Origin of the sequence: Amycolatopsis sp. NPDC001319, assembly GCF_042896185.1 — a bacterium.
GTDB lineage: Bacteria > Actinomycetota > Actinomycetes > Mycobacteriales > Pseudonocardiaceae > Amycolatopsis.
In genome coordinates, this window is sequence record NZ_JBIAWY010000004.1 from 483497 (window position 1) to 509722 (window position 26226).

Genomic DNA, 26226 nt, shown 5'->3' on the forward strand with positions numbered 1-26226 from the left:
GAGGTGTGACTTGAATGTTCATGTCAACTATCGAGCACCGGTACTTGAACATTCAAGTCACGCGCTAGACTGGGACGCATGACACACCGGCAGGCCACCCCGCGGTGGCTCGACTCCGAAGAGCTGCAGACGTGGCGCTCGTTCACGTACCTGCTGCACCGGCTGCCGACCGAGCTGGAGAAGCAGCTGCGGGAAGACGCGCAGCTCAGCTACGTCGAGTACTACGCGCTGGCAGGGCTGTCGGAGGAACCCGGCCGGCGCATGCGGCTCAGCGAGCTGGCGATCCTGACCAACGCCGAGCTCTCCCGCCTGTCGCATCTCATCAGCCGGCTGGAGAAGCGCGGGTTCCTCTACCGCGAGCCCGACCCCGAGGACGGTCGCTACACCCACGCCGTGCTCACCGAAGCCGGCTACGCGCACGTGCTCGAGTCCGCCCCGGGCCACGTCGAGCGCGTGCGTGAGCTCGTGTACGACGTGCTGTCCGAATCGGAGCTGCGCACCCTGCGGACGGCGGCCGACAAGATCACCCGGCGCATCGAAGCCGATGGCTGAAGGTCTCCATGAGAGGGAGCGGCAGGCGGCCCCCGCGCCGACGCATCCTGGTGGCATGACGAAGAATCCCGGCTTCGAGTTCGGGCTGAACTCCTTCGGCGAAGTCGCCACCGACGGAGCGCGCACCCTGAGCGACGCGGAGACCGTCCGCCTGCTCGTCGACGAGGCACGCCTCGCCGAAGAAGCCGGCCTCGACGTCTTCAGTGTCGGCGAGCACTACCGCGAAGGCCACAACGACAGCGCGACACCGGTGCTCCTGGCGGCCGTCGCGACGGCGACGGAGCGCATCAAGCTCGGCACGTCGGTGACGGTCCTGAGCACCAACGACCCCGTCCGCCTCTACCACGACTTCTCCACCGTGGACGCCGTGTCCAACGGCCGGGCGCAGCTGGTGCTGGGGCGGGCGTCGGCGACGGAGTCGTTCCCCTTGTTCGGATACGACCTCGCCGACTACGAGCACCTGTTCGAAGAGAAACTCGAATTGTTCATGCGGTTACAACGCGAGGAGTCCGTGACGTGGTCGGGCACCGTGCGGGCGCCGCTGGTGAACCAGACGCTGCACCCGCGGATGCGCCCGGGCGGGATCCCGACGTGGATCGGTGTGGGCGGCAGCCCGGATTCCGTCGTGCGTGCCGCGAAGTACGGGCTGCCGCTGATGCTGGCGATCATCGGCGGACGGCCGCAGCGGTTCGCCGGGCACGTGGAGCTTTACCACCGTGCTTTGTCGCAATTCGAACAGCCGGTGTTGCCCGTCGGACAGCACTCGCTCGGCCTGATCGCGGACACCGACTCCGAAGCCGTCGAGACGTGGTGGGAGTACTGGCAGCCGGTGGTCGCGAAGCTCGCGGCCGAACGCGGCTTCTACAAGCCGGACCGCCGCCGGTACCTGGCGGAGATCGAGGGTGGCGCGCTGTTCGTCGGCTCGCCGGAGACCGTCGCGAACAAGATCGCGACCATGGCGCGTGACCTGCGCCTCAGCCGTTTCGACCTGAAGTACGACATCATGAACCTGCCCCGCGAAGCCCGCGCCCGGTCGATCGAGCTGTTCGGCCGCGAGGTCGCACCGCGGGTCCGTGAACTGCTCACGAAGGCGCCTTCCCATGTCTGACCTGGTTTTCGGCCTCGACACCTTCGGCGACGTCCCGGAGGACGACGCCGGCACGCCGATGTCCTACGCCGCCGCGATCCGGCACGTGCTCGACGAGGCCGTGCTCGCCGACGAGATCGGCGTGGACGTGATCGCGCTCGGCGAGCACCACCGGCCGGAGTACTCGATCACCACTCCGGAGACGGTGCTGGCGGGCATCGCCACGCGCACGTCGCGGATTCACCTGTCTTCGGGGGTGACCGTGTTGAGTTCCGACGATCCCGTGCGCGTTTTCCAACGTTTCGCGACCGTCGACGCACTGTCGGATGGCCGGGCGGAGATCATTCTCGGACGTGGTTCGTTCACGGAGTCGTTCCCGTTGTTCGGATATGACCTCTCCGACTACGACAAGCTGTTCGAAGAGAAAATCGACCTGTTCGTTCGGTTACTCGACGAGAAGCCCGTGACGTGGAGCGGCACGCTGCGCCCGGCGCTGGACGCGGCCGATGTGTTCCCCAAGACGGAGTCGGGCCGCCTGACGACGTGGGTCGGTGTCGGTGGCTCGCCGCAGTCGGTGATCCGCACGGCTCACTACGGGCTGCCGCTGATGCTCGCGATCATCGGCGGGCCGGCGAAGCGGTTCGCACCGTACGTGGACCTCTACCGGCGGGCGGCCGCCGAGTTCGGCACGACCGCGCACCCGGTCGGCATGCACTCGCCCGGCTTCATCGCCGACACCGACGAAGAAGCGCGCGAACTGTTCTGGCCGCGCTACCGCGTGATCCGCGACCGCATCGGGCGGCTGCGTGGGTGGCCGCCGATTCAGCGCGCCGAGTACGACAGCGAAATCGAGCACGGCTCGATGTACATCGGCTCGCCGGAGACGGTCGCGCGCAAGATCGCCGGGGCGGTCAAGGATCTGGACGTGGGCCGGTTCGACCTCATCTACTCCAGCGGTTCGCAGCCGGCGAGCGCGCGGATGCACGCGGTGGAGCTCTACGGCACGAAGGTGATCCCGATGGTGCGGGACCTGCTGGCGGAGGGGAAATGACGCAGACGCTGGGCATCCTCGGCGCGGGCAAGGTCGGCACGGTCCTCGCGAACCTGGCCGTGGCGGCCGGCTATCGCGTGCTGATCGCGGGCTCGGGCGCGCCGGAGAAGATCGCGCTCACCGTGGAGGTCCTCGCCCCGGGCGCCGTCGCCACGACACCGGCCGAGGCTGCTTCGGCCGACGTCGTGATCCTGGCGCTGCCGCTGGGCAAGTACCGCGGCATCCCGGCGGTGGAGCTGGACGGCAAGCTCGTGATCGACGCCATGAACTACTGGTGGGAAGTGGACGGTCACCGCGCCGACCTGGAGGTCTCCACGAGCGAGACGGTGCAGAAGTTCCTGCCCGGCGCGCGCGTCGTGAAAGCCTTCAACCACATGGGTTACCACGACCTCGAAGACGAGGCCCGCCCCGCCGGCACCCCCGGCCGCAAGGCCATCGCCATCGCCGGCGACAACCCCGCGGACGTGGTCGAAGTGTCCACTGTGGTCGATTCGCTTGGCTTCGACCCCGTGCCGGCCGGCGGCCTCGCCGAGGGCGTCCGCCTGGAGCCGGGCGCGGAGACCTTCGGGGCGGACGTCGAGGCTGCGGAGCTACGGGCGATATTGGAGCGGTTCCCGGAATCGGAACGTGGTCGCGCGCTCAGTGAGCGGCTGGCGGAGGAGCCGCACTAGGCGCCTCCTCGAGTCTGGGACCGGTCGTGCCGGGTTGGCCGGTTTGTCGGCGGTCACGGTGACCGGGAATGTCGGGCACCGCTGATGCCGAGGCCGCGTGGGCCGGTCCGGGACCCAGGGGACGGTTCCGCCGATGGCTCGGCTACGGCTCTGGCCGGCGCGGCAACAAACCAGCGAACCGGCTCGGGTACTCGGTGCCGGTCACCACTCGCCACGGAGTCCGGTCCCATCGGACCTTACTGGTCCCGGGACCTGCGATGCGGGGCCGGTTCGGAGGCTGCGTCTTCAGCGTCGCGGCCGTGGGACCAGCGGAACTGGGTTGCGGCCTACGCGGCGGCGGGGGAGGTCGCAACGGTACCGGGGAGCGCTGGATGCGCGGATACCGAGGCCACGCGAAACCCGTCTGGACCTTGCCGTGCAGGTTCTTGTGGAGATTCGGCTTTGGGTGGCGCGGCAGCAGTGTCAGCGGAACCGATGCGGCTGAATCGACGACTGTGAACGACGGTGTCCGGGAAAGCCGGTGGTGCGATGACGCGGATCCGTCCGGGATCTGCGGCGCGGGGATCGGTTCCGCCGGCAACTTCCGAGTGGCGCGGCGACAAAACCAGCGGAACCGACCCCACTCACTCGGCGCCGGTGAGCATGGCGACGAGGTCGCGGGCCGAGGTGCCGCGGGAGAAGAGTTCTTGCATCTCGGCGCCCTCGGTGGCGACGGCCTGGCTGCGGGGGAACATTTCGTGTTCGTATTCGGACAGGGCCTTCTCGACGTTGCCCGGGTGGGCGGCCAAGGCTTGGCCCAGGCGGGCGGCGTCGAGCATGGCGAGGTTGGCGCCTTCGCCGTTGGGGGGCATGAGGTGGGCCGCGTCGCCGAGGAGGGTGGCGCCGGGGACGCGGTCCCAGCGGTGGTCGTGGGGCAGGGTGAAGTGGGGGCGGAGCACGGGTGCGGTGTCAGCCTCGGTGATGAGGGCGGTGAGTTCCGGGGCCCAGCCGGTGAACTCCTGCGCGACGCGGGCGGCAGCACCCGCCGGGTCGGTGAAGTCGATGGCGGCGAACCACTCCTGGGGCCGGGTGAGGACGACGTAGGTGTGCAGCGTGTCGCCGCTTTCGCGGTGCGCGTGGATCTCGCGGCCGGACGCGGGCGCGATGAGCGAACCGCCGCCGACGGCTTTCGCGGCGGCCGGGTGGCGGGTGTCGGCGTTGTACAGGTAGACCTCGACGAACGAGGTGCCGGCGTACGAGGGAACCGCGTCCGACAGCAATGGCCGGACGCGGGACCACGCGCCGTCCGCGCCGACCAGCAGGTCGGTTGCGACCACGCTGCCGTCGGCGAAAGTCACCTCGTGGCGGCCGGCGCCCACGGAACGCGCGTCGAGAACCTTGGCGCCCCAGCGAACCGTGCCGGCGGGGAGTGAGTCGAGCAGCAGCTGCCGCAGCTCGGCGCGTTGGACTTCGGGCCGGCCGCCGGTGCCGTCGTCGGGTTGGTCGAGCAGGAGGGTCCCGTCGGGATCGAGGACGCGCATCTGCTGGCGGCCTTCGAGGATCAGGCCGGAGAACTCGGCCATGAGCTGTGCGGCTTCGACGGCGATCTGGCCGTTGTAGTCGTGGATGTCGAGCATCCCGCCCTGGGCGCGCGCCCCTGCGGATGCCTCGGCTTCGTAGACGGTGGCGGGAATGCCGTGGACGTGCAGGACGCGGGCGAGGGTGAGGCCGCCGAGTCCGGCGCCGATGATCGTGACGGTGTTCATGGTGACTCCTGCCGAGAAGTGGGCTGGAACGCCGTTCCAATGTTGGAACGACATTCCAGATGTGTCAAGATGGACGCATGGTTGCGCGGACCCGCCGAGCTCAGCGGCGTACCGAGGCGCTCTCCCGCGAGCGCATCACCGAGGCCGCCGTCGAGCTGCTCGACGCGTCCGGCGAGGGCGGGCTGACGTTCCGCGCGCTGAGCGAGCGCCTCGCCACCGGGCCCGGGGCGATCTACTGGCACGTCGCGAACAAGGGCGAGCTGCTCGAGGCCGCGACCGACGCCGTGGTCGCCGCCGCGCTGGCCGAGCCCGCCGAGGCCGGGGGCTCGCCGCGGGACGAGATCCGCGCCGTCGCGCTGGGGCTGTTCGCCGCGACCGCCGAACACCCGTGGCTGGCCACGCAGGTGTCGCTGCAGCTGTCGCACGGTCCGACGAAATCGGTGCCACTGCGGATCTTCGAGGGCATCGGCCGGCACGTCGGCGCGCTGGGTGTGCCCGAGGAAAGCTGGTTCACCGTGGCGTCGGCGCTGATGCACTACATCCTCGGCGCCGCCGCGCAGAACGCTTCGAACACCCGCGTCGCCGGGTCAGTGGTGGACCGGGCGGAGTTCCTCGACGCGGTGTCGGCGGCGTGGGAAGCACTCGACCCGGACGACTACCCGTTCACCCGGGCCGTCGCCCGCCAAGCGCGCGAGCACGACGACCGCGAGCAGTTCCTCACCGGGATCGACCTCATCCTCGCCGGGATACGCGCCCGGTGACGGCGTTGCCGGCATTGTGGGGCAGCCGGATCGCGGCGACGAGCGGGATCGCCAGCAGGACGGCCAGCAGCGCCAGCGCCACGCGGAACGGACCGGGCGCGTCGGTCGCGACCAGGCCTCCGGCGCGGATGAGCAGGGCTCCGATGGCCACGCCCAGGCCCGCGCCGAGTTCCTGCAGCGTCGAGAGCAGGGTGTTGGCGTGGTTCATGAGCGGCTCGTCGACGTCGGCGAAGGCGACGCTGTTGTAGGCCGTGAAGCCGGTGGAGCGGGAGATGCCGCTGACGAGGAGCAGGGCGAGCAGCACGGGCAACGGCGTGTCGGCGCGGACGAACGCCAGGCCGACAAGGCAGGCCGCGCCGACGAGGATCGACGCGAGCAGCACCGTGCGGATGCCGAAGCGGCGCATGAGCGGGGTGGTGGCGGGTTTGATGCCGACGTTGCCCACGAAAAGTGCGATCACCACCAAGCCGGCGCGGGCGGGGGTCCAGCCGAAGCCGAGCTGGAACAGCAGCGGGAGGACGAAGGGGATGGCGGTGATCACGCCGCGGTAGACGGAGCCGGTGGCGGCGGTGATGCGGTAAGTCGTGATGCGGAGGATTCGCAGGTCCAGCAAGGGATTCGGCGCGCGCAGCAGATGCCGGATCGCCCAGCCGAGGCCGACGACGGCCACGACCAGCGCCACGGCCGTCGCCGGGCCGAAGCCCGAGCCGAGGCCTTCGAGGGCGACGACCAGCGCGGCGGTGCCGACGGCCACCCACCCGAACCCGACCCGGTCGAACGGCGCGGGCCGCTCCGCCCGAAGGTCCGGCACGATCGCCCACGCCACGGCCAGCGCGGCGATGCCCAGCGGCAGGTTGATCACGAAGATCCACCGCCACGACGCGTACTGCGCGAGCAGCCCGCCGACCACCGGAGCCACCACGGGCGCAAGCAACGCCGGCCACGTCAGGTAGGCGACCGCTTTGACGAGATCTTTTTTGGGCGTGGCGCGCAGGACCACCAGCCGGCCGACGGGCACCATCATCGCGCCGCCGACACCTTGAACGACCCGCGCTGTTGTCAAAAGAACAAGGTTTGGTGCGAGTGCGCACGCCAATGACGAAAGGGTGAACAGGATCAGTGCGGTCGCGAACACGCGGCGCGCGCCGAAGCGGTCGGTGAGCCAGCCGCTGATCGGGATGAGGACGCCGAGGGTGAGGACGTAGGCCGTGATGGTCACGTTGACGTCCACCGAGCTCACTCCGAGATCGGCCGCCATGAGCGGTGCCGCGGGCGCGATGATCGTGGCGTCGACGATCTCCATGAAGAACGTGGCGGCGACCAGCAGTGCCAAGCCACGCCGAAACCCCATGGCGGTCGACCCTACTTGCCCGGCCCGGCGGGTCGGCTGGTCGCGATGGGGATCACATCGGGGTTGACGGTTGGGTCGCGTCGGCCACGGCACCGTCACCGGCGACGGGCGGCCGCCGCGCGCCGTCGCCGCGCACCGTCGCCGTGGGCGCCGCAGCCTCCCGACCGCCCCGACCTGGCGATGCTTCAACTCCTTCGAATCGGGGTATGAGGACGCTGGATCATGCCCGAAGTTCGGAAAAAGGAGCGCTGACCGCTGGTGGACTCTCCCCTGCGCTCGAGCCGGCCGCCGCGATGACGGCGCTGCCGCTGACCGGCGCGGGCGGCGAGCTGCACCAGGTGCGGTGCTGGACGCGCGAGCACCTGCTCGACGTCGATGCCGACGTGCTGATCGACATCGTCCAGGTCGTCGACGAGCTGGCCACCAACGCGCTCTCCCACGGCGGGCCCCCGTGGTGCGTGCGCCTGCTGCGGATGCCCGGATTGGTCCGCGTCGAGGTCGACGACAGCACCCCGGCCCGCGCGGCGCCGCGGCCGCCGGACACCGAGGGTGGCCGCGGCCTGCACCTCATCGCCGCCCTGTGCGTGGCGTGGGGTCAGCAGGTCACGGCGACGGGGAAGACCGTGTGGGCGGAGCTCGCACTGGGGCCGGGTAACGGCACCGGTTCGTGAGGGTGACCGGCCGCGGCCGGAAGTGGTGGGGTCCCACCATCCTGTGGTGGAATTTTCGCGTGAGTTCTGAGCTGGAGCCGGTGGGGCAGGCGGCCAAGGTCGAGCAGCTGGAGGCTGCGCTCGCGACGCGCCCGGTGATCGAGCAGGCCAAGGGCATGCTGATGCTGGTTCGGAGCTGGACCGAGGACGAGGCCTTCGAAGCCCTGCGCGAGATCTCACAGCACACGAACGTGAAACTGCACGACGTCGCCACGGTCGTCGTCGCGAGCGGCACGGGCGCGAAGCCCGACTTGCCGGCCGAGACGGCCGACGTCGTGCTCGCCGAACTCCGGGCGGGCGTCCTCGGCAGCGCCTTCGGCGCCGAGAGCTGAGCCTCGAACGGAACAACCGAGCCGCAACCGCAATGACTTGAAGATTCAAGTCACCCTCGCTACCGTGAACGCGTGCACCCCGCCAAGACGCCCGTCACTTCGCGTGGCCGCGCCAAGCACGTGATCGCGGTGCTGCTGGTGCCCGATTCCGTGGCACTGGAGATCACGGTGGTGCAGCAGGTGTTCGGCCCGCGGATGTCCGCGATCGCCGAGCTGACCGGGGACGCCGAGAGCGCCTACGAAGTGGTGCTGTGCGGCGAGCAGCCGCGGCAGGTGCTGCGCTCGGGCGTCGACTTCGGCGAGCTCGCGCCACTGGAGACACTGCTGACGGCCGACACGGTGCTCGTCCCCGGCGTCGAGGATCCGCTGGCGGAACGCTCGCGGCCGCTGCTGGCCGCCCTGGTCGCGGCCGCCGGGAACGGCGCGCGGATGGTCTCGTTCTGCGGCGGCGCGTTCCTGCTGGCCCGCGCCGGGCTGCTGGACGGACGCCGCGCCACCACCCACTGGCTGTTCACCGAGGAGTTCCGCCGCGAGTTCCCCGAGGTCCGCCTCGAACCCGGCTGCCTCTACCTCGACGACGGCCCCGTGCACACCTCGGGCGGGATCTTCTCGGCCACCGACCTGTCGCTGCACCTGCTGGCCGAAGACCTCGGCCACGCCTACGCCGGCGACGTCGGCCGGCTGCTCGTGACGGCGCCGCGGCGGCCCGGCGCGCAGGCGCAGTTCGTGAAGGACTCGATCCGGATCGCGGGCGAGCCGGCGCTCGGTTCGTTCCTGGCGTGGCTGCGGGAGCACCTCCACGAGCCGCTCACCCTCGGCGGGCTCGCCGCCCACCTGCACCTGAGCGAGCGCAGCCTCGTGCGGAAGTTCCGCCGCGCCACCGGGACGACGGTGTTCGACTGGGTCAGCCGCGAACGCGTCGCGAGCGCGAAGGTGCTGCTCGAAACCACCGACCACCGCATCTCCGAGATCGCCGCGATGGTGGGGTTCGGCTCCGCGGAAACCCTGCGCCGCCACTTCGAACGCCAGGTCGGCACCACCGCGGGCAGCTACCGGAGCACCTTCCGCGCCGCGCTCGTCCCGGCCTGACCGGCGGCTAAGATACGTCTGGGATTTCTTCCGACCTCACGGGGGATCTATGGCGAGCGAGCGCTTCGGTGCGAAGGACCGTGCGCTCGCGTACGTCAAGGAGCAGGTGCTCTCCGGCGGCTTCCCGGGCGGCGAGCTGATCAGCGAGGGCGAGGTCGCCGAGGCGCTGGGCATGTCCCGCACGCCGGTGCGCGAGGCGTTCCTGCGGCTGGAGGGTGAAGGGCTGCTGCGCCTCTACCCACAGCGTGGTGCGCTGGTCGTCCCCGTTTCGCCCGACGAGGTCCGCGCGGTGCTGGAGGCGCGGCTCGTGCTGGAGCAGTTCGCGGCCGGCAAAGTCGCGGCCGCGGGGCCGGACGTGCGTGAAGCCGTCTTCGCGGCCATGGAGGAGCAGCGGGCCAAACAGCAGACGGCGGCCGGGCTCGGCGAGTTCCTCGAGGCCGACCGCGCGTTCCACACCGTGCTGGTCGACGCGGCCGCGAACCCGATCCTCGGCTCGGTGTACGGCTCGCTGCGCGATCGGCAGATGCGGATGGTCGGTGAGTCCACTGTGAACGGACGCAGCGGCACGCGCAATCGCCTCGACGTGATCCTCGAGGAACACCAGGAAATCGCGGAGGCCGTGCACGTGGGCGAGGCCGAACGGGCGTGCGAGGCCGTCCGGGCGCACCTGTCCAGCACCCGCCGCGCGCTGGGCGTGACCGAGGACGCGGGGCTGTAGCCGGCCCGGCCATTGTTCAACCGGCGCTCAACCGTTCCGGAGTTATCGTGGCTGCATGGCAGGTGACGCGGATCTCGCCCGGATCGGATTCCTTCTCTCCGACCGGAACCGCGCCGCGATGCTGTTGCTGCTGCTCGACGGACGGCCGCAGCCGGTCTCGGCGTTGATGGCGGAGGTCGGCATCTCGGCGTCCCTGGCGAGCACGCACCTGCGCAAGCTGAAGGACGGCGGTCTGGTCGTCGTCGAAGTGTCCGGCCGCCAGCGGCTGTACCGGCTCGCGAGCCCCGTCGCCGACGCGATCGAGGGCCTGCTGCTCCTCGCGCCGCCCGGGCCGGCGAAGTCGTTGCGGCAGGCGACGCGGGGGCGCAAGCTGCGCGAGGCCCGGGTTTGTTACGACCACCTCGCGGGCAGCGTCGGCGTCGCCATCACCGACGCGTTCCTGGCCAAGGGATTTCTGGTCCAGGACCACGATTCCTACGGCGTTTCGGACCGAGGGCGCGATGAGCTGGCGGCGCACGGGATCGACGTCGACGGGTTGCGCGGGCGCGCGCGGCCGTTGGCCCGCCCGTGCATGGACTGGAGCGAACGCCGGCACCACCTCGCGGGCAGCCTCGGCGCCGCGGTGAAGAGCCGGCTGCTCGAACTGGGCTGGATCGACCTCCTGGAGGCGAGCCGCGCCGTCGACCTCACCGAGGCCGGGCGGCGCGAGCTGCGCGAATGGCTGGGTGTGGACACCGCGTAAGTGGTGCTGTTCAACGGAGAACGGAGCGAGATGTCCGATGTCAGCGAGGTGACGGTGATCGCCGTCGACGTCTTCGGGACCACTGTGGACTGGCGCAGCGGTGTGATCGACGGCGTCGCCGCGATCGCCCGAAACCAAGAGGTCGAGCTCGACTGCCCCGCGCTCGTGGACGCGTGGCGCGAGCGCTACCTGCCCGCGGTCGGGCAGATCAACCGCGGCGAACGCGGCTGGGCGAACCTCGACGCCGTGCACCGCGAAGCGCTCGACGAGTGCCTGGAGGTGCTCGGCGTCGCCGGGAAGTTCGGCGCCGAGACGCGTGAGCGCATGGTGCGGGCCTGGTACGCGCTGCCGCCGTGGCCCGACGCCGCCGAGGGGCTGGCCGAGCTGCGCCGCGATTTCGTGGTGGTCGCGCTGTCCAACGGCGGGTTCGCCCAGCTCACCCACGTGGTCAAGGGCGCCGGTCTCGGGTTCGACGCGATCCTGTCGGCCGAGAACGTCGGCGCGTACAAGCCCGACCGTCGCGCGTACACCAACGCGGCGAAGCTGCTCGACGTCGAACCCCGCGACGTCCTCATGGTCGCCGCCCACACGTGGGACATCCACGGCGCGCGCGACGCCGGGTTCCGCACGGCCTTCGTCGAACGACCGGGGGAGAAGGGCCCGGACCGGCCCGCCGACGCCGCCGCGACCACGGACTGCGACCTCAGCGCCGTGAGCTTCACCGACCTCGCCGGCCGGCTGCGCGCGGGGGTGAGGGAGGCCGGCCACTGAATTTCACCATGCGGAAGATCAATTACACTTGGTGGAAATTTATGGCCTTCAGCCCTTGTGACTCGGTAGGCTGGGAGTTAGCGTTGGACGGGCTACGACTTGTATCTCAGTCATGTTCCAGACCTCCTCCGTGAACCGGGGGAACGCTGGACGACCTGGTGGAGGTGACGACGGTGCCGCAGCGTTTGCACGCCGAGTTCGTCGAAGCCGTGGGTGCCGACGCGGTGGTGTCCGACCCGGTCGCCCTGCGGTCCTATGAATGTGACGGCCTGACCGGCTTCCGCGTCGTCCCGTCGCTGGTGCTCTTGCCCCGAACGGCGGAGGCGGTCGCCGCGGCCGTGCGGGTCTGCGCGAAGCACGACGTGCCGTTCGTCGCCCGCGGCGCCGGCAGCGGGCTGTCCGGCGGTGCGCTGCCGGTCGCCGACGGGGTCGTGATCTCGTTGCAGCGCCTGCGGTCCGTGGTCGAGATCGACGTGGTGAACCGGCGAGCGGTCGTCGAGCCCGGAGTGACCAATGTGGACATCAGCCGGGCAGCGGCGCCGTACGGGCTGTACTTCGCGCCGGACCCGTCGTCGCAGCAGGTGTGCACGATCGGCGGCAACATCGCGGAGAACTCCGGTGGCGCTCACTGCCTCAAGTACGGCTTCACCGTCCACCACATCCACTCGGCCGAGGTCGTGCTGCCCGACGGCACGACCACGGTCCTCGGCGGCGACTGCCCGCAGCAGGGTGGGTACGACCTGCTCGGCGCGTTCGTCGGCTCCGAGGGCACGCTCGGCATCGCCACGCGCATCACCGTGAAACTGCTGGCCAAGCCGGCCGCGGTCAAGACACTCGTGGCCGACTTCCCATCCGTCGAGCAGGCGGGCGACACGGTGAGCGCCGTGATCGAGGCCGGCATCGTGCCCGCGGCGGTGGAGATGATGGACGCGCTGGCCATCGAGGCCGTCGAAGCCGCGGTCGACGCCGGCTACTCGCGTGACGCCGCCGCGGCGCTCGTGGTGGAGCTCGACGGGCCGCAGGCCGAAGTCGACGCGCAGTTCGCGCAGGTGAAGCAGCTGTGCGAGGAGTTCGGGACGACGAAGCTGCGCATTCCGGCGAACGCCGAGGAACGGGCGCTGGTGTGGAAGGGCCGCAAGGCCGCGTTCGCCGCGGTCGGGCGGATCAGCCCGAACTACTTCGTGCAGGACGGGGTCGTCCCGCGCACGCAGCTGGCGACGGCGTTGACCCGGATTTCCGAACTGGCCGCCGAGGCCGGGCTGCGCGTGGCGAACGTGTTCCACGCGGGGGACGGGAACCTGCATCCGCTGGTGCTCTACAGCGAGGCAGCCGGTGAGCACGAGCGCGCGGAGGCGCTTTCGCGGGCCATCGCCGAGCTGTGCGTGGACCTGGGCGGTTCGTTGTCCGGGGAGCACGGGATCGGCACGGACAAGGCGTGTTCGATGCCGCGCCAGTTCAGCCCGGACGACCTGGCCACGATGGCGCGGCTGCGCCACGCGTACGACCCCGCGGGGATCTGCAACCCGGGCAAACTGCTGCCGACGCCGCGGCTGTGCGGGGAACGGCCGGGTGTCTACAAGCCGCATCCCCTCGAAGCCGCCGGCCTGATCGAGCGGATGTGAGGGGCGTGACGACGGAAACCACGTTCACTCCGTCCACTGTGGAGGAAGTGCACGCCGCGGTCGCGGACACCCGGGCGAGCCACCCTCGGCTGCTCGTGGCCGGTGCGGGGACCGCCCCGGACTGGGGTGCGCCCGCCGAGCCGGCCGACGCGATCATCGACACGACGTCGTTGTCCGGGGTCCTGAAGTACGCCCCTTCGGACCTGACGATCGCGGTCCGGGCGGGCACGCCGCTCACGACCGTTCAGCGGACGCTCGCGGAGGCGGGTCAGCGCGTGGTGCTCGACCCGGCTCGCGCCCGGCGGGGCGCGACGATCGGCGGGCTGCTGGCCACCGCGGATGCCGGGCCGTTGCGCACGGCGTTCGGCAGCCTGCGTGACCTGGTCATCGGGACGACCGTCGTGCTCGGCGACGGCACGGTCGCGCGGTCCGGTGGGCACGTGATCAAGAACGTCGCCGGCTACGACCTGGCGAAGCTGTTCCACGGATCCCTCGGGACGCTCGGGGTCGTCGCCGAAGTCGTGCTGCGGTTGCACCCGCTTCCGCCGGCGATGTGCACGGTGGCGGTGGAGGCCGACGCGGGCGAGGCGTTCGACCTGGCCGGCCGGATCGTCATGACGGGGTTGGAGGCTTCGGCCCTCGAATGGTCCGGCGGGCGGCTGCTGGTGAGGCTCGAAGGGACGTCGGAGGGCGTCGAGCAGCGTGAAGGTGAGCTGTGCCGGTTCGCGGGCACGACGGCCCGGGTGCTCACGGACGAGGAAGCGGACGCGGCCTGGGCGGGTGTTGCCGCGATCGCGGATGGTGTTCAAGGGACGACAGTTGTGCGAATCGGGACACTGCCCGCTGCGGGCCCGGTTCTGGTGACGCGGATGGTGGCCGCGGGAGCCGCGGTGGCCAGTTCGATGGCGATCGGCGTCCACACCGTCCAGTTCACCGCCGGTGACCACGACGAACTCCTCACCCAGCTGCACCAGGAGTTCGGCGCGGCCGTGACCGTGCTGCGCCGCGACGGCCTCTCCGCCGGCCACGGATGGGGTCCGCCACCGGCGCCCGTGCGGGTGATGCGGGCGATCAAGCGGCAGTTCGACCCGGCCGGCCGGTTCGGGGCCGGCCGGTTCGGGGCCGGCCGGTTCTCACCCTGGCTCGAAGACGAGGAGCGCGCGTCATGACCTCGACACTCGGCAGCTCCTTCGACGAGCACCACCCGCCGAAGCGCGAGCTGCTCGACGACTGCGTCCACTGTGGATTCTGCCTCCCGACCTGCCCGACCTACGCGGTCACCGGCCAGGAGATGGAGTCCCCGCGCGGGCGCATCTACCTGATGGACCTCGCCGCCCAGGGCGAGATCGGCTTGGACGAGACGTTCGGCCACCACATGGACACGTGCCTCGGCTGCCTCGCGTGCACCACCGCGTGCCCCTCGGGGGTGCAGTACGACAAGCTCATCGAGTCGGTCCGGCCTCAGGTCGAACGCCACGTGCCGCGCGGCTTCCTCGACAAGGTGTTCCGCGCGTTCGTCTTCTCGCTGTTCCCGTACCCGCGCCGGCTGCGGCTCGCGGCGTTCGGCGGGCTGCTCTACACCCGCCTCGGCCTGCGGGCGCTCGTCCACCGGTCGGGCACGCTGAAGCTGCTGCCACCACGGCTCCGGGCGCTGGAAGCGCTGCTGCCGCCGGTGACACTGCGGGCGCTGCGGGCGAAGACGCCGGAACGGACCCTCGGGCCGGTCGGCGAAGCGCGGCTGCGCGTGGGGTTGCTCGCCGGCTGCGCGAACCGCGTCTTCTTCGGTGACGTCAACGCCGCCACCATCCGGGTGCTCGCCGCCGAAGGCTGCGACGTCTACGTCCCGCAGGACAGCCAGTGCTGCGGCGCCCTGTCCGTCCACGCGGGACGGGAGGAGGAAGGCCTCGCCCGGGCCAAGGGGACCATCGAGATGTTCGAGCGCTACGACCTCGACGTCGTCGTCGCCAATGTGGCCGGTTGCGGGTCCGTGCTCAAGGAATACGGCGACCTGCTCGCGGACGTGCCCGAATACGCCGAGCGAGCGCGGACCTTCGCCTCGCGAGTGCGGGACATCAACGAGCTGCTCGCGGACCTCCCCGCGCGTGCCACCCGGCACCCGATGAAGACCAAGGTCGCCTACCACGACGCCTGCCACCTGGCCAACGCCCAGGGCATCCGCCGGCAACCGCGCGAACTGCTGCGCACCATCCCGGAGCTGTCCGTGCACGACATCGCCGAGGCGGAGCTGTGCTGCGGCTCGGCGGGGATCTACAACCTGGTGGAGCCCGAAACGGCCGAAGAACTCGGCCGCCGCAAGGCGAAGCACCTCGCGGACGTCGAACCCGACGTGGTGGCCACCGCGAACGCCGGGTGCCTGCTGCAGATCCGCCGGTTCCTCGACCAGGGCATCCCGGTCGTGCACCCGATCCAGCTGCTCGACGCGTCCATCCGGGACGTCGATCCACTCGATACGCGTTCCTGAGGGCCCTTTCACCGCACCGATTACCGAGCGCCGATCTTTCCGGCGCCGGTTCAGCGCGCCGATTTCACAGGAGATTTCACATGAGCACGGTGGGTTTCATCGGCCTGGGCATCATGGGCCTGCCGATGGCCGAGAACCTGGTCAAGGCCGGGTATGACGTCGTCGGCTACAACCGCGGCGCGAAGCGGGTCGACGCGCTGGTCGCGGCGGGCGGCCGGGGCGCGTCGAGCATCGCGGAAGCGGTCAAGGGCTCGGACGTCGTGATCACGATGCTGCCGGACTCGCCGGACGTCGCGGCGGTCGCGACGGGTGAAGGCGGCATCTTCGAGAACGCGCACCCCGGTCTGCTGCTCATCGACATGAGCACCATCGAGCCGGCCACGGCCCGCGCGGTCGCCGAGGCCGGTGCGAAGGCCGGCGTGCGTGTGCTCGACGCGCCGGTGTCCGGTGGCGAGGCCGGTGCCGTGGAGGGCGTGCTGTCCATCATGGTCGGTGGCGCCGCCGAGGACTTCTCCGCGGCCAAGCCGGTACTGGAGGCCGTCGGGCGCACCATCGTGCACGTCGGTCCGCACGGTGCGGGCCAGACCGTCAAAGCCGCCAACCAGCTCATGGTCGCCGGTCACCTGCAGCTGCTCGCCGAAGCGCTCGTGCTCGCCGAATCGTCCGATGTGGACCCGGTGGTCGCCGTGGAGGTGCTCGGCGGCGGGCTGGCCGGCAGCACCGTCCTCGACCGCAAGTCGGAGAACATGCTCAAGCGCGATTTCACACCCGGTTTCCGCCTTTCCTTGCACCACAAGGACATGGGCATCGTCACCGCGGCCGCACGGGAGGCCGGGGTGGCGATCCCCCTCGGCAGTGCGGTCGCCCAGTTGATCGCCTCCCTCGTCGCTCGCGGCGACGGCGGGCTCGACCATTCCGGTCTGTTCAAGCTCACCGAAGAGCTCGCCGGCCGGACCCAGTAGGACAGTCACTTGTCAGGAGTGGACTCATGCCCAGAATGACCGCAGCCGACGCCGCCGTCGCAGTGCTGCGCCGCGAAGGCATCACGAATGCCTTCGGGTTGCCCGGCGCCGCCATCAACCCGTTCTACGCCGCGTTGCGCCGGGACGGGAACGTCGCGCACACGCTGGCGCGCCACGTCGAAGGCGCCTCGCACATGGCCGAGGGTTACACGCGGACGCGGCCGGGGAACATCGGCGTGTGCATCGGCACGTCGGGCCCGGCGGGCACCGACATGATCACCGGCCTGTACTCGGCCAGCGCGGACTCGATCCCGATCCTGTGCATCACCGGCCAGGCGCCGGTGGCCAAGCTGCACAAGGAAGACTTCCAAGCCGTCGACATCGCGGCGATCGCGGCGCCGGTCACCAAGTGGGCCGTGACCGTGATGGAGCCCGCGCAGGTGCCCGGCACGTTCCAGAAGGCGTTCTGGCTCATGCGCACCGGCCGGCCCGGCCCGGTGCTGATCGACCTGCCGATCGACGTGCAGCTGGCCGAGATCGACTTCGACATCGACTCCTACGAACCCCTGCCCGTCGCGAAACCGGCGGCGACGCGCGCCCAGGTCGATCGCGCGTTGGACCTGCTGGGCGCGGCGCAGCGGCCGGTGATCGTGGCCGGCGGCGGGATCATCAACGCCGACGCGGCCGACCTGCTGGTCGAGTTCGCCGAGCTGACCGGCATCCCCGTGATCCCCACGCTCATGGGCTGGGGCACCATCCCCGATGACCACCCGCTGATGGCCGGCATGGCGGGGATCCAGACGAGCCACCGCGGCGCCAACGCCACCATGCTCGAAGCCGACTGCGTGCTGGGCATCGGCAACCGCTGGGCCAACCGGCACACCGGTGACCTCGACGTCTACCGCGGCGAGCGGACGTTCATCCACGTCGACATCGAGCCGACGCAGATCGGCCGCGTGTTCGCGCCGCACTACGGGATCGTGTCCGACGCGAAGGCCGCGTTGGAGCAGTTCGTCGCGGCGGCCCGGAAGCGAAGCGAAGCCGGGACTCTGCCGGATCGTGCGGCCTGGGCGGCGGATTGCGCGCGCCGCAAGTCCACGATGGAACGCAAGACGCACTTCGACGAGGTGCCGATCAAACCGCAGCGCGTCTACGAAGAGATGAACCAGGTGTTCGGAAAGGACACCCGGTACGTCTCGGCGATCGGGCTTTCGCAGATCGCCGCGGCGCAGTTCCTGCACGTGTACCGGCCGCGGCACTGGATCAACTGTGGACAGGCCGGGCCGCTCGGGTGGACGGTCCCGGCGGCGCTCGGCGTGGCCACCGCCGACCCGGACGCCGAGGTCGTGGCGATCAGCGGGGACTACGACTTCCAGTTCATGATCGAGGAGCTGGCGGCCGGTGCGCAGTTCAACCGCCCGTACGTCCACGTGCTGGTCAACAACTCCTACCTCGGCCTGATCCGGCAGGCGCAGCGCGCGTTCGACATGGACTACTGCGTGCAGCTGGGGTTCGAGAACGTCAATTCGCCCGAGACAGCCGGCTACGGCGTGGACCACGTGAAGGTCGCCGAGGGACTGGGCTGCAAGGCCATCCGCGTGCGCCGGCCCGAGGATCTGCGGGCGGGGCTCGAGAAGGGGCGGCAGCTGGCGGCCGAGTACCGCGTGCCGGTGATCGTCGAGGTGATCCTGGAGCGCGTCACGAACATCTCGATGGGCGCGGACCTCGCGGGTGTCAACGAGTTCGAGCCGCTGGCCGAAAGTCCGGAGGACGCGCCGACCGCGCTCACGCACTGACGCGTCCGAAGTGGAGGTTCCGTAAGGAATCGGAAACTACTGTCCGGCCTTCGTCGACGATTAGCCTGGGTTCGACCAGCCCGGCCAAGACGAAGGAAACATCCATGGTGAAACGCGTGGTGGCCGGCGCTCTGGCGGCCGTGGTCGCGGTCGGGCTCGCAGCTTGTTCGTCGGACGAGCCCGCCGCGCCCGCGGCCCCGGGTCCCCGCGCGGTGTACGTCACCAACTGGCCTCCGACACCATCGCCGAGTTCGGGCTCAACGAGGACGGTTCCCTGAAGTCGCCGGCGATTTCGCTGCCGGTGGGGAAACGGGACACGCACCCGCAGGCATCGATCCGTTCGCACGACGGAAAATGGCTCTACGTCGGCAACTGGGGCACGCGGGACGTCACTCCATTCCGGATCGAAGCCGACGGGCGCCTGACCGCCTTCCCCGCCGCGCACGGTCCGGCGCCCGAACCCGTGACCCCGTCGGGAATCGCGCTGAGCCCGGACGGCAAGAATCTCTACACCGCCAACTTCAGCAACGGCGGAGACGGAACCGTTTCGCACTACCGAATTTCGGCTGACGGCCTGCCTCAGGGCGTGGCAACGATCCCCGCCCACGGCCGCGGCACGACGGCACTGGCGGTCGCACCCGACGGCCGCACCCTCGTCACCGCCAACAGCGCTTCGGGTGACATTTCGACGTTCACCGTCGCCACTGACGGCAGCCTCGCCTGGGTGACGACCGTCGCCACGGGAAAGGGCGCCTTCTTCGCCGCCATCACTCCGGACAGCGCGCACGTCCTCGTCACGAACTCGCTGGCCGACAGCATCAGCTACCTCACCCTGGGCGCGGGTGCCCGGCCTGCGCTGGTCAGCACCGTACCCAACCCCGCCGACGAGCCCCGCGGCATCGTCCTGACCGCCAAGGGTGACCGCGCATACGTCGCCAACTTCGCCAACGGCACCGGCCCTGGCCACATCACGACGTTCACGGTGACGGCCGCCGGTCTCCGACAGGCCGGCCCGGCAGTGGCGACGGGCGGGAACGGCGCCGAGGGCATCGCGCTGTCCCACAACGGCCGCAGCCTGTACAACGCGAACTTCAACACCAACGGCGACGGCAGTGTCACGACCTACCCGCTGGCCGCCGACGGTTCGGTGGGCACCCCGCGCCCGCCGGTGCTCACGGGCGGCCGTCAGCCCGATCTGACGAGCATCACCCTGCCGGCGAGCTGACCGAGACACTGCGGAGAAACCGATGCCGCTGCGGCAGGCTGTCCACAGTGGTCTGCGGGGCGGGATCGTCTTCACGGCGGTGAAGATCTCAGGTGAGCATGTGCATCCCGCCGAAGAACGCGACGGCGAGGACCCCCACAGCGAACCCGACGAACAGCGCCGCCCCGAGCCCGGGGCGCAGCCGCGTACCCGCGTAGGCCAGGCCCAGCGCGAGGATCAGCCACGAGCCGATGAGGGCGACACCGCTCATCATGGACTCGGCGAAGACGGCGGCGACCCGCGCGCCGGCCGCGACGAACAGGGCGAACCCCGCCGCCGCGGCCGGGATGACCCACGCTTTACGGCCCAGGTGCGGTGTGTGGGCGGATTCCGGTGACCTCTGCATGGCAACGCTCCTCGGCTGGATGACCACTGTTCGTAGTGTGCCTCGCGTCACGGCGAAGATCCCTTACCGTCGGCTAACGCCCGGTCTGCCCAGTGGCGGCGAAGGACGAGGACGGCGCCGGTCAGGGTTTCGTAATGGCCGAGGTGCCCTGGGGTGGTCTCGACGCTTGTAGCTTCGGGGACGTGATGTTCCGACGTGGTGCCCTTGCTGCCGGTGCGTTCCTGCTCGCTGCCTGCGGGGCTGCACCGGCCGCTCCGGCTGCGCCTCCCCTCGTGTTTCCGCAGGCGTCGGCCGGCGTCGCGACGTGGACGCCGTGGCCTTCCGCGTTGCACGACGCGCGGCACTCGGGCGCCTCGGCTGTGTCGGGACCGACGCGCGGCACCATCCGCTGGCAACGTCGCCTCGAAGGCGCCACGACCCCCGGCCCGGTGGTCGGTGCGGACGGCACCGTGTTCATCGCTTCGAACGGCGGCGTACTCCACGCCCTCGACCCGGCCGACGGCCACGACAAATGGACCTACGACACGAAGACCCCCGTGGGCGGCGACCTGTCGATCTCACCCCTGGTGCTGCGCGACGGCACGATCCTCCTGCCCAGCGGCGAAGATCTGATCGCGTTGTCCCCGACCGGCCGGCTACTGTGGACGCGAGCGTTCTCGTCCCGGGTGACCTCTCCGGCTTCCTTCGACGGCACCCGGGTCTACGTCGGAACCGGCGACGGCACGGTGTCCGCAGTGGACACCGTGGCCGGTCACGTCGTCTGGACCGTCGACACCGGAACGACCTCCTACGGTTCGGTGGTCACCGACGGCCGCGGCCGCGTCTACACCACCGCCGACTCGTCGCTGATCGCCCTCGACGACCAGGGCACCTCTGCCCGCATCGCCTGGCGCGCCGACCCGCACGACGACATGACCGAGGTCTCCGCAGGCCTCGGTCCGGACGGCACCGTGCTGCTGGGCACCAACGGCCGCGCCGAATGTGCCTATCACCCGGACGGGAAACCGGCCTGGCAGGCACCGCGCGTGATCACGTACTCCTCACCCGTGGTCACCGCGTCCGGTCTGGCCTACGTGGCCGACCACAGTGGACAGGTCCACGTCTTCGACGTCCACACCGGACACGAGGCCGCCCGCTACGGCCCCATCGGCGCCCAGATCTGGAGTTCCACCGTCGTCGACCGCTCCTACCACCTCTACTTCGGCGGCGAAAACGGCCACGCCTACGGCTTCAACCCCGACGGCACCCGCCTCTTCGACGTCGACCTCGGCGGCAAGGTGGACAGCTACCCGGCCCTCACCGGCGACGGCGCGCTCGTGATCGGCAGCCGCAACGGACTGGTCACCGCCGTCGGCTGACCGTGGCTCAGGCCGGGTACCGCCGCTCGATCTCGGCCAGCTTGCGGTCCACGACCTGTTGCGCGCCCGCCCGGGGGGAGACCGCGTGGGCCTGGGCGAGCAGGTCGGTGACGATGCGGTCCATCGACTCGCGGACCTTGGTCTCGGCCTCCTGCGCGTCGGCGTCGAGGTCGCCGAACAGGGTCCACCACCACCAGGCGTTGGTGGCCGAGTTGGCCACGAAGCCGGGGATCACGGTGACGCCGCGGGCGGCGAGCGCGGCCTCGGCCTCGGCGGTGGTCGGCATGTTGGCGGCTTCGACGACGACCCGCGCGGTGACGCGGTGCTGGTTCGTCTCGTCGAGGCAGTAGGACACCGCGGCCGGGACGAGGACGTCACATTCGACGTCGAGCCAGGCGCCTCGCGCGAGCTCGCGGTCGGCCGGGCGAAGCTGCGTGCGGTCGAGGCCGCCCCACGGATCGCGCGTGAGCAGGAGACGTTCGACGTCGAGACCGGCGGGATTCGCCACGACGCCGTCGGCGTCGGCGATCCCCACGACGAGGACGCCGGCCCGGGCCAGGTAACGCGCGGTCGCGCCGCCCATCGAACCGAAGCCCTGCACGACGGCCCGGCGCGGCGCGGCCGGCAGACCGAGGTGGTCCATCGCGGTCAGCGCGGCCTGCGCGACCCCGAGCCCGCCGACGAGCTCAGGCAGCGCGACGCCGTCGACGTCGATCGAAAACGCCTTGGCCAACCGGGCACGCGCCTCGTCGGCGTTGTCCAGCAAGGGGTAGACGGCCTGCACGGAACTGTCCATCCCGAGCTCAGCCACGACTTCGTCGATCGTCTCCTGCCGGACGCCCAGGTCCTCCCCGGTGGTCCAGTGCCGTTCGACGATCGCGCGCACCGCGGCCAGGAACCGCGTGAGGACGCCGCGGGCCTCGGGATCGCGCGGGCTGCAGTCGATGCCGCCCTTGGCGCCGCCGAGCGGGATGTAGCGGGCGCCGGGTTCGTAGTGCAACGCTTCCTTGCGGGTCATGCCCGCCGCCAGGCCGCGGACTTCGTCGAGCGTGCAGCCTTCGCGCATGCGCAGCCCGCCGCTCGCGACGCCACGCACCAGTCGGTCGATGACCACGAACCCGCGGCGGCCCGTCTCGGTGTCGGTCCAGGTGATCGAGAGGTGCGGCTCCCGCGCTGTCATGTGTGCCCCGTTCGTTTCACTACTGAATCACCATGCAGTAGTGACTGAATGGTTGTCAACGGCCGAGGCCCAGCTCGTGCGCGACGTGCCGGCGCGCCCACTCCTGCATCCGCTCGCGGTTCTGCACCCCGCCGTGCACCAGGGTCTGCACGGCGAGCCCGTCGAGGAACGCGGTGATCCGCCAGGCCGCGCCGCGCGGGTCGGGTGCGGTGAACTCGCCGGCGTGGACGCCGTCCTGGATGATCGTGACCAGCGCTTCCTTCCAGCGCAGGTCCAGCTCGCGGCCGACCTGCCGGAGCTCGGGTTCGCGCAGCGCCGCCGACCACCCCTCGATCCACAGGCGCCAGCCCTTCGCCCGCCCGGTCGGCGCGTACCAGTCGAGTGCGGTGCGCAGCCGTTCGGATGCCGTCGTCACGCCCGCAGTGAGCTGTTCGAGCTTCTCGAGATCGCGTTGCGCGGCCCAGGTGAACGCATCCGCGATCAGCGCTTCCTTGTTCTTGAAGTGGTAGAGCACCAGCGACGTGCTCACCGACAGGTCGGCCGCAACGTCGGCCATCCGCACGGCGTGGATCCCGGCCTGCTCGAGGCGGCGGACGGTGGCGCGCAGGATCTCGTCCCGGCGCACGGTGGTGTCTTTCCGGCTGCGGCTCACGAGGCGAGCTTATCCTGAACCACCGATCAGTAGTGGCTCACAGGACGCCCGCGCGGAGAGCGAAGGCCACCGCCTGCGTGCGGTTGCGGAGGTTGAAGCGGCCGATGATCGAGGCCAGGTCCTTCTTCACCGTGCTCTCGGAGTACACGAGGGTTTTGGCGATCTCCCGGGTTTCGACCCCCTCGGCGAGCATGCGGAGGATCTCGACCTCGCGGGCGGACAGTCCGGGGCCGGTGTAGCCCAGGGGCTCCAGGACGTTGCGTTGCAGGCCGCGGATCTGGGCGACGAGGGTGCCGAGCAGGCGGGGCGACATCACGGCGGACCCGTTGGCGCTCGACAGCACCGCCTCGGCGAGGTCGGCGCCCGTGGCGGTGGTGCGGTCGAGGACGGCGACGACGCCGTGGCTGACGAGGGACAGCAGCGAGTGCTCGCGCACGTCGGCGGTCAGCAGGACGATGGGGGCGGCGAGCACGGCCGCGGCTTGGACGCGGCGCATCGTCGCCGTGGAGAAGCGGTCGTCGACGACGACGGTGACGTCGGGCGGCGGCTCGTCTCCCGCCGTGCGCGGGGTTTCGACGCCCAGGAGCTTGCGGATGCTTTCCGTCGTCAGCGGGTCGGGGCCGAAGACCGTGATCGCGACCTCGGTGAGCGACCGGCGCGGCTTGGCCGCGACGGGTGAGCAGGACGTCACGACGAGTCCTTCCTCCGGTGCCGTTGTCCCACCGAAGATACTGAGCGAGTTCGCCGGGAACCGGTTCCGCAAGAGTTCGGTCACATGAGAAATCCGGTGGCCGAACCACGAAACGGCGAATGGGTCTCCTCAGCGCTGGAGCGCGTGGGCGGCCAGCACGTGGGCGACGGTTTCGGTGATCTGACGGGCGAACGGGATGTTGAGCCATTCGTCGGGCACGTGCATGTTCGACTCGGCGCCGACCGCGCCCGTGACGAGAAAGGCCGCGTCCGGGTAGGCCCGGCCGAGCATCTGCATGAACGGGATCCCGCCGCCCAGGCCCAGGAACTGGTGCGGGGCCTCGAAAACGCCGGATTCGAGCGCGGCGGACAACCAAGCCGGCGGCTCGGGTGCGCACCAGCCGTCCTGGGCCATCACGTCGGTGATCGTCGCCGAAGCGCCGTAGGGGACGTCGGTCGTGGTCGCCCGCTCCAGCGCGGCCGCCGCGTCGGCCGCGCTGACGGTGGGCGGCAGGCGGAAGCTGAGCCGCAGCGACGTCGAGGCCCGCAGGACCGCACCGGCTTCGGCGACATCCGGGAGGCCCGCCGCGCCGGTGACCGACAGGGTCGGGCGCCAGGTGTTGTTGAGGATGCGTTCGGCCTCGTCGTCGGCGGCCGGTCGCCCGCCGGGGACCAGGGAAAGCGGGTGCAGCGTCGACAGTGGACGCAGTTCGGCCAGCCGCTGCGCGTCCGCCACGCGTTCGGGCGGGATCGGCGCGTTCAGCTCCGGCAGCAGGATCCGGCCGGTGGCGGGATCTTCGAGCCGGTCGAGCAGCAGCCGCAGAATGCGGAACGAGCTGGGCACGACGCCGCTGGCGATCCCCGAGTGCACGGCTTCTTCGAGCACGGCGACGGTGAGCGTCGCCTGGAGGATCCCGCGCAGGCTCCGCGTGACCCACAGCCGTTCGAAGTCACCGCCGCCGGAGTCCAAACAGGTCACGAGGCTCACCCGGCCGAGCCGCTCCGCCAGGTGGCCGAGGTAGTCCGGCAGGCCGGGGCTGCCGGACTCTTCGCCGGCCTCCAGCACGAGAACCACGCGGCAGTGCTCGCCACCGGCGGCCCGGACCGCGGTGACGGCGGTGAGAGCCGCGTACGCGGCGTAGCCGTCATCGACGGCGCCACGGCCGTAGAGCCGGTCGCCCCGCAGCACCGGCTGCCACGGGCCGAGTCCTTCGGACCAGCCGTCGAACGGCGGTTGCTTGTCAAGGTGCCCGTAGAGCAGGGCCGTGCCTTCGCCGGACGCTCCCGGCGTGGCAGGTATTTCCGCGAACAGCAAGGGCGGCACGTCGTCGAGCTCCACGACCTCGAAGGTGCTGCCCGCCGGCGCGTTCGCCTCGAGCCAGCCGCGGACGTGCTCGACCGCGCGGCGCAGGTGCCCGCGTTCGCGCCACTGCGCGTCGTACGCGGGGGACACGGCCGGGATCGCCACGAACTCCGCGAGGCTCGGCAGGACCCGCTCCGCCCACGCGGTCTCGACGTGGTGTCGCACCTGTTCGATTTCCACCAGCCCACCCCGCTCCTTCGTGACTACTCGATCATCGAATCACAACACGCCCGCGCGCAGGGCGAACGCGACCGCCTGGACCCGATTGCGGAGCTTGTAGCGCGTGGTGAGGCTGTGGAGGACGTGCTTGATCGTGCTCTCCGAGTACGTCAGCTTCCGGGCGATTTCGGCGGTTTCCGCACCGTCGGCCAGGAGCCGCAGCACCTCGACCTCGCGCTCGGTGAGGCCGGCGCTGTTCACACCGAGAGGCCCGAGCGTTTCGCGCTGCATCCGCCGCACGAGGCCGATGAGCGTGCCGAGCAGGTCCTGCGGCATCACGCTGTGCTGGTGCGCGGCGGCCGACACCGCGGCGGCGAGCTCGGCGCCGTCGGCCGACTTGCTGTCCACGATGGCCACCACCCCGTGCTCGATGAGCGTGAGCAGCGCGGCTTCCTCGACGCCGGCGGTGAGCAGGACGACCGGGACACCCGAAGACTGCAGGGCCCGCAGCTGCGCCACGGCGGCGGTGTTCACGTGCGGCGTCGAGAAGACGAGCACGTCGGGCCGCGAGCCCGGGCGCGCCCGCACGAGGCCGGCGTGGCTTTCGAGGACCAGCCGCAGGCCGGTGGCGCTGAGGGTGTCCGTGGCTTCCACCCGGACCGAAACCTGCTGGGCGACCCGGGGCCGGAGCGCGACGGGGTGGGATCCCGGGACGGGGTGCCGGGGCCGGACCGCAACGTGTTCCATGGTGCTCTTTCCTTGCCTGTTTTCG

The 26226-nt window shown here is 70.7% G+C and carries 26 protein-coding genes; 18 read left to right on the top strand and 8 right to left on the bottom strand.

From position 1 onward, the window contains the following. The first annotated feature begins 78 nt into the window (after positions 1–78). The 4 genes from ACFY1H_RS17290 to ACFY1H_RS17305 are packed head-to-tail and all read left to right on the top strand — an operon-like array spanning position 79 to position 3361. Positions 79–552, top strand: coding sequence for a MarR family transcriptional regulator (locus ACFY1H_RS17290; RefSeq protein ID WP_366587347.1), 474 nt, complete (start codon positions 79–81; stop codon positions 550–552). Positions 553–607: 55 nt separating this feature from the next. Next, positions 608–1660, top strand: a complete 1053-nt coding sequence (locus ACFY1H_RS17295) for an LLM class flavin-dependent oxidoreductase (protein WP_386947394.1) — start codon at positions 608–610, stop codon at positions 1658–1660. Then, positions 1653–2690 (top strand): LLM class flavin-dependent oxidoreductase, encoded by a 1038-nt coding sequence (locus ACFY1H_RS17300; protein WP_386947395.1) that lies wholly within the window; start codon positions 1653–1655, stop codon positions 2688–2690. The genes ACFY1H_RS17295 and ACFY1H_RS17300 overlap by 8 nt, the downstream gene beginning before the upstream one ends. Continuing rightward, entirely contained in the window at positions 2687–3361 is a 675-nt protein-coding gene (locus ACFY1H_RS17305; RefSeq protein WP_386947397.1) for an NADPH-dependent F420 reductase, read from the top strand. The genes ACFY1H_RS17300 and ACFY1H_RS17305 overlap by 4 nt, the downstream gene beginning before the upstream one ends. Positions 3362–3984: 623 nt before the next feature. Here the strand turns inward: ACFY1H_RS17305 and ACFY1H_RS17310 are convergent. Further along, the gene (locus ACFY1H_RS17310) at positions 3985–5106 is read right to left on the bottom strand and encodes an FAD-dependent oxidoreductase (protein WP_386947399.1); all 1122 of its coding nucleotides are present in this window, start codon (positions 5104–5106) and stop codon (positions 3985–3987) included. A gap of 77 nt (positions 5107–5183) precedes the next feature. Here ACFY1H_RS17310 and ACFY1H_RS17315 point away from each other — a divergent pair, with 77 nt between their 5' ends. Beyond that, complete coding sequence (locus tag ACFY1H_RS17315) at positions 5184–5867, top strand: TetR/AcrR family transcriptional regulator (RefSeq protein ID WP_386947401.1); 684 nt, start codon at positions 5184–5186, stop codon at positions 5865–5867. On the opposite strand, the gene ACFY1H_RS17320 is transcribed toward ACFY1H_RS17315, so the two are convergent. Continuing rightward, a complete protein-coding gene (locus ACFY1H_RS17320) occupies positions 5839–7218 on the bottom strand; it encodes an MFS transporter (protein WP_366587362.1) in 1380 nt (459 codons plus the stop codon). The genes ACFY1H_RS17315 and ACFY1H_RS17320 overlap by 29 nt on opposite strands. A 206-nt stretch (positions 7219–7424) precedes the next feature. Here ACFY1H_RS17320 and ACFY1H_RS17325 point away from each other — a divergent pair, with 206 nt between their 5' ends. From ACFY1H_RS17325 to ACFY1H_RS17380, 12 genes are all read left to right on the top strand, one after another. Continuing rightward, the gene (locus ACFY1H_RS17325; protein WP_386947403.1) at positions 7425–7889 is read left to right on the top strand and encodes an ATP-binding protein; all 465 of its coding nucleotides are present in this window, start codon (positions 7425–7427) and stop codon (positions 7887–7889) included. A 59-nt stretch (positions 7890–7948) separates the two neighbouring features. Further along, positions 7949–8260: an ANTAR domain-containing protein gene (locus ACFY1H_RS17330; RefSeq protein WP_366587366.1), complete on the top strand. Its 312-nt coding sequence runs from the start codon at positions 7949–7951 to the stop codon at positions 8258–8260. Positions 8261–8332: 72 nt separating this feature from the next. Then, entirely contained in the window at positions 8333–9349 is a 1017-nt protein-coding gene (locus ACFY1H_RS17335; protein WP_386947406.1) for a GlxA family transcriptional regulator, read from the top strand. 49 nt (positions 9350–9398) lie between these two features. After that, positions 9399–10067 (top strand): GntR family transcriptional regulator, encoded by a 669-nt coding sequence (locus ACFY1H_RS17340; RefSeq protein WP_386947408.1) that lies wholly within the window; start codon positions 9399–9401, stop codon positions 10065–10067. A gap of 55 nt (positions 10068–10122) precedes the next feature. Further along, entirely contained in the window at positions 10123–10809 is a 687-nt protein-coding gene (locus tag ACFY1H_RS17345; RefSeq protein WP_366587373.1) for a winged helix-turn-helix domain-containing protein, read from the top strand. 30 nt (positions 10810–10839) lie between these two features. Next, complete coding sequence (locus tag ACFY1H_RS17350; RefSeq protein WP_386947410.1) at positions 10840–11580, top strand: haloacid dehalogenase type II; 741 nt, start codon at positions 10840–10842, stop codon at positions 11578–11580. A gap of 164 nt (positions 11581–11744) precedes the next feature. Continuing rightward, entirely contained in the window at positions 11745–13202 is a 1458-nt protein-coding gene (locus ACFY1H_RS17355) for an FAD-linked oxidase C-terminal domain-containing protein (RefSeq protein WP_386947928.1), read from the top strand. Positions 13203–13207: 5 nt separating this feature from the next. Continuing rightward, positions 13208–14371 (top strand): FAD-binding oxidoreductase, encoded by a 1164-nt coding sequence (locus tag ACFY1H_RS17360; protein ID WP_386947412.1) that lies wholly within the window; start codon positions 13208–13210, stop codon positions 14369–14371. Further along, entirely contained in the window at positions 14368–15684 is a 1317-nt protein-coding gene (locus ACFY1H_RS17365; protein ID WP_386947414.1) for a (Fe-S)-binding protein, read from the top strand. The genes ACFY1H_RS17360 and ACFY1H_RS17365 overlap by 4 nt, the downstream gene beginning before the upstream one ends. Then, entirely contained in the window at positions 15573–16646 is a 1074-nt protein-coding gene (locus ACFY1H_RS17370; RefSeq protein WP_386947416.1) for a 2-hydroxy-3-oxopropionate reductase, read from the top strand. Before ACFY1H_RS17365 ends, ACFY1H_RS17370 begins: the two co-directional genes overlap by 112 nt. Positions 16647–16672: 26 nt before the next feature. After that, complete coding sequence (gcl, locus tag ACFY1H_RS17375) at positions 16673–18442, top strand: glyoxylate carboligase (protein ID WP_386947418.1); 1770 nt, start codon at positions 16673–16675, stop codon at positions 18440–18442. Positions 18443–18605: 163 nt separating this feature from the next. Next, positions 18606–19667, top strand: a complete 1062-nt coding sequence (locus ACFY1H_RS17380) for a lactonase family protein (RefSeq protein ID WP_386947420.1) — start codon at positions 18606–18608, stop codon at positions 19665–19667. A gap of 88 nt (positions 19668–19755) precedes the next feature. On the opposite strand, the gene ACFY1H_RS17385 is transcribed toward ACFY1H_RS17380, so the two are convergent. Then, on the bottom strand, positions 19756–20052 hold the full coding sequence (locus tag ACFY1H_RS17385; RefSeq protein ID WP_366587393.1) for a hypothetical protein: 297 nt from the start codon (positions 20050–20052) through the stop codon (positions 19756–19758). Between the two features lie 134 nt (positions 20053–20186). On the opposite strand from ACFY1H_RS17385, the gene ACFY1H_RS17390 reads away from it, so the two are divergent. Then, positions 20187–21410, top strand: coding sequence for a PQQ-binding-like beta-propeller repeat protein (locus ACFY1H_RS17390; protein WP_386947422.1), 1224 nt, complete (start codon positions 20187–20189; stop codon positions 21408–21410). A gap of 7 nt (positions 21411–21417) precedes the next feature. On the opposite strand, the gene ACFY1H_RS17395 is transcribed toward ACFY1H_RS17390, so the two are convergent. The 5 genes from ACFY1H_RS17395 to ACFY1H_RS17415 all read right to left on the bottom strand — a co-directional run bounded on the left by ACFY1H_RS17395 (position 21418) and on the right by ACFY1H_RS17415 (position 26201). After that, positions 21418–22590 carry a Glu/Leu/Phe/Val dehydrogenase dimerization domain-containing protein gene (locus ACFY1H_RS17395; protein WP_386947424.1) on the bottom strand — a complete coding sequence of 391 codons (1173 nt, stop codon included), beginning with the start codon at positions 22588–22590 and terminating at the stop codon, positions 21418–21420. A gap of 55 nt (positions 22591–22645) precedes the next feature. Next, positions 22646–23242 carry a TetR/AcrR family transcriptional regulator gene (locus ACFY1H_RS17400; RefSeq protein WP_386947426.1) on the bottom strand — a complete coding sequence of 199 codons (597 nt, stop codon included), beginning with the start codon at positions 23240–23242 and terminating at the stop codon, positions 22646–22648. A 37-nt stretch (positions 23243–23279) separates the two neighbouring features. Next, entirely contained in the window at positions 23280–23933 is a 654-nt protein-coding gene (locus ACFY1H_RS17405; protein ID WP_386947428.1) for a LuxR C-terminal-related transcriptional regulator, read from the bottom strand. A 129-nt stretch (positions 23934–24062) separates the two neighbouring features. Beyond that, positions 24063–25475, bottom strand: coding sequence for a M20/M25/M40 family metallo-hydrolase (locus ACFY1H_RS17410; protein ID WP_386947430.1), 1413 nt, complete (start codon positions 25473–25475; stop codon positions 24063–24065). 39 nt (positions 25476–25514) lie between these two features. After that, positions 25515–26201: a response regulator transcription factor gene (locus ACFY1H_RS17415; protein ID WP_386947432.1), complete on the bottom strand. Its 687-nt coding sequence runs from the start codon at positions 26199–26201 to the stop codon at positions 25515–25517. Positions 26202–26226 lie beyond the last annotated feature (25 nt).

Excerpts from the sequence above, each read along its gene's own strand:
- ACFY1H_RS17290 (WP_366587347.1), top strand. The coding sequence starts at position 79 with ATGACACACCGGCAGGCCACCCCGCGGTGGCTCGACTCCGAAGAGCTG.
- ACFY1H_RS17295 (WP_386947394.1), top strand. The coding sequence starts at position 608 with ATGACGAAGAATCCCGGCTTCGAGTTCGGGCTGAACTCCTTCGGCGAA.
- ACFY1H_RS17300 (WP_386947395.1), top strand. The coding sequence starts at position 1,653 with ATGTCTGACCTGGTTTTCGGCCTCGACACCTTCGGCGACGTCCCGGAG.
- ACFY1H_RS17305 (WP_386947397.1), top strand. The coding sequence starts at position 2,687 with ATGACGCAGACGCTGGGCATCCTCGGCGCGGGCAAGGTCGGCACGGTC.
- ACFY1H_RS17310 (WP_386947399.1), bottom strand. The coding sequence starts at position 5,106 with ATGAACACCGTCACGATCATCGGCGCCGGACTCGGCGGCCTCACCCTC.
- ACFY1H_RS17315 (WP_386947401.1), top strand. The coding sequence starts at position 5,184 with ATGGTTGCGCGGACCCGCCGAGCTCAGCGGCGTACCGAGGCGCTCTCC.
- ACFY1H_RS17320 (WP_366587362.1), bottom strand. The coding sequence starts at position 7,218 with ATGGGGTTTCGGCGTGGCTTGGCACTGCTGGTCGCCGCCACGTTCTTC.
- ACFY1H_RS17325 (WP_386947403.1), top strand. The coding sequence starts at position 7,425 with ATGAGGACGCTGGATCATGCCCGAAGTTCGGAAAAAGGAGCGCTGACC.
- ACFY1H_RS17340 (WP_386947408.1), top strand. The coding sequence starts at position 9,399 with ATGGCGAGCGAGCGCTTCGGTGCGAAGGACCGTGCGCTCGCGTACGTC.
- ACFY1H_RS17345 (WP_366587373.1), top strand. The coding sequence starts at position 10,123 with ATGGCAGGTGACGCGGATCTCGCCCGGATCGGATTCCTTCTCTCCGAC.
- ACFY1H_RS17350 (WP_386947410.1), top strand. The coding sequence starts at position 10,840 with ATGTCCGATGTCAGCGAGGTGACGGTGATCGCCGTCGACGTCTTCGGG.
- ACFY1H_RS17365 (WP_386947414.1), top strand. The coding sequence starts at position 14,368 with ATGACCTCGACACTCGGCAGCTCCTTCGACGAGCACCACCCGCCGAAG.
- gcl (WP_386947418.1), top strand. The coding sequence starts at position 16,673 with ATGCCCAGAATGACCGCAGCCGACGCCGCCGTCGCAGTGCTGCGCCGC.
- ACFY1H_RS17385 (WP_366587393.1), bottom strand. The coding sequence starts at position 20,052 with ATGCAGAGGTCACCGGAATCCGCCCACACACCGCACCTGGGCCGTAAA.
- ACFY1H_RS17390 (WP_386947422.1), top strand. The coding sequence starts at position 20,187 with ATGGCCGAGGTGCCCTGGGGTGGTCTCGACGCTTGTAGCTTCGGGGAC.
- ACFY1H_RS17395 (WP_386947424.1), bottom strand. The coding sequence starts at position 22,590 with ATGACAGCGCGGGAGCCGCACCTCTCGATCACCTGGACCGACACCGAG.
- ACFY1H_RS17415 (WP_386947432.1), bottom strand. The coding sequence starts at position 26,201 with ATGGAACACGTTGCGGTCCGGCCCCGGCACCCCGTCCCGGGATCCCAC.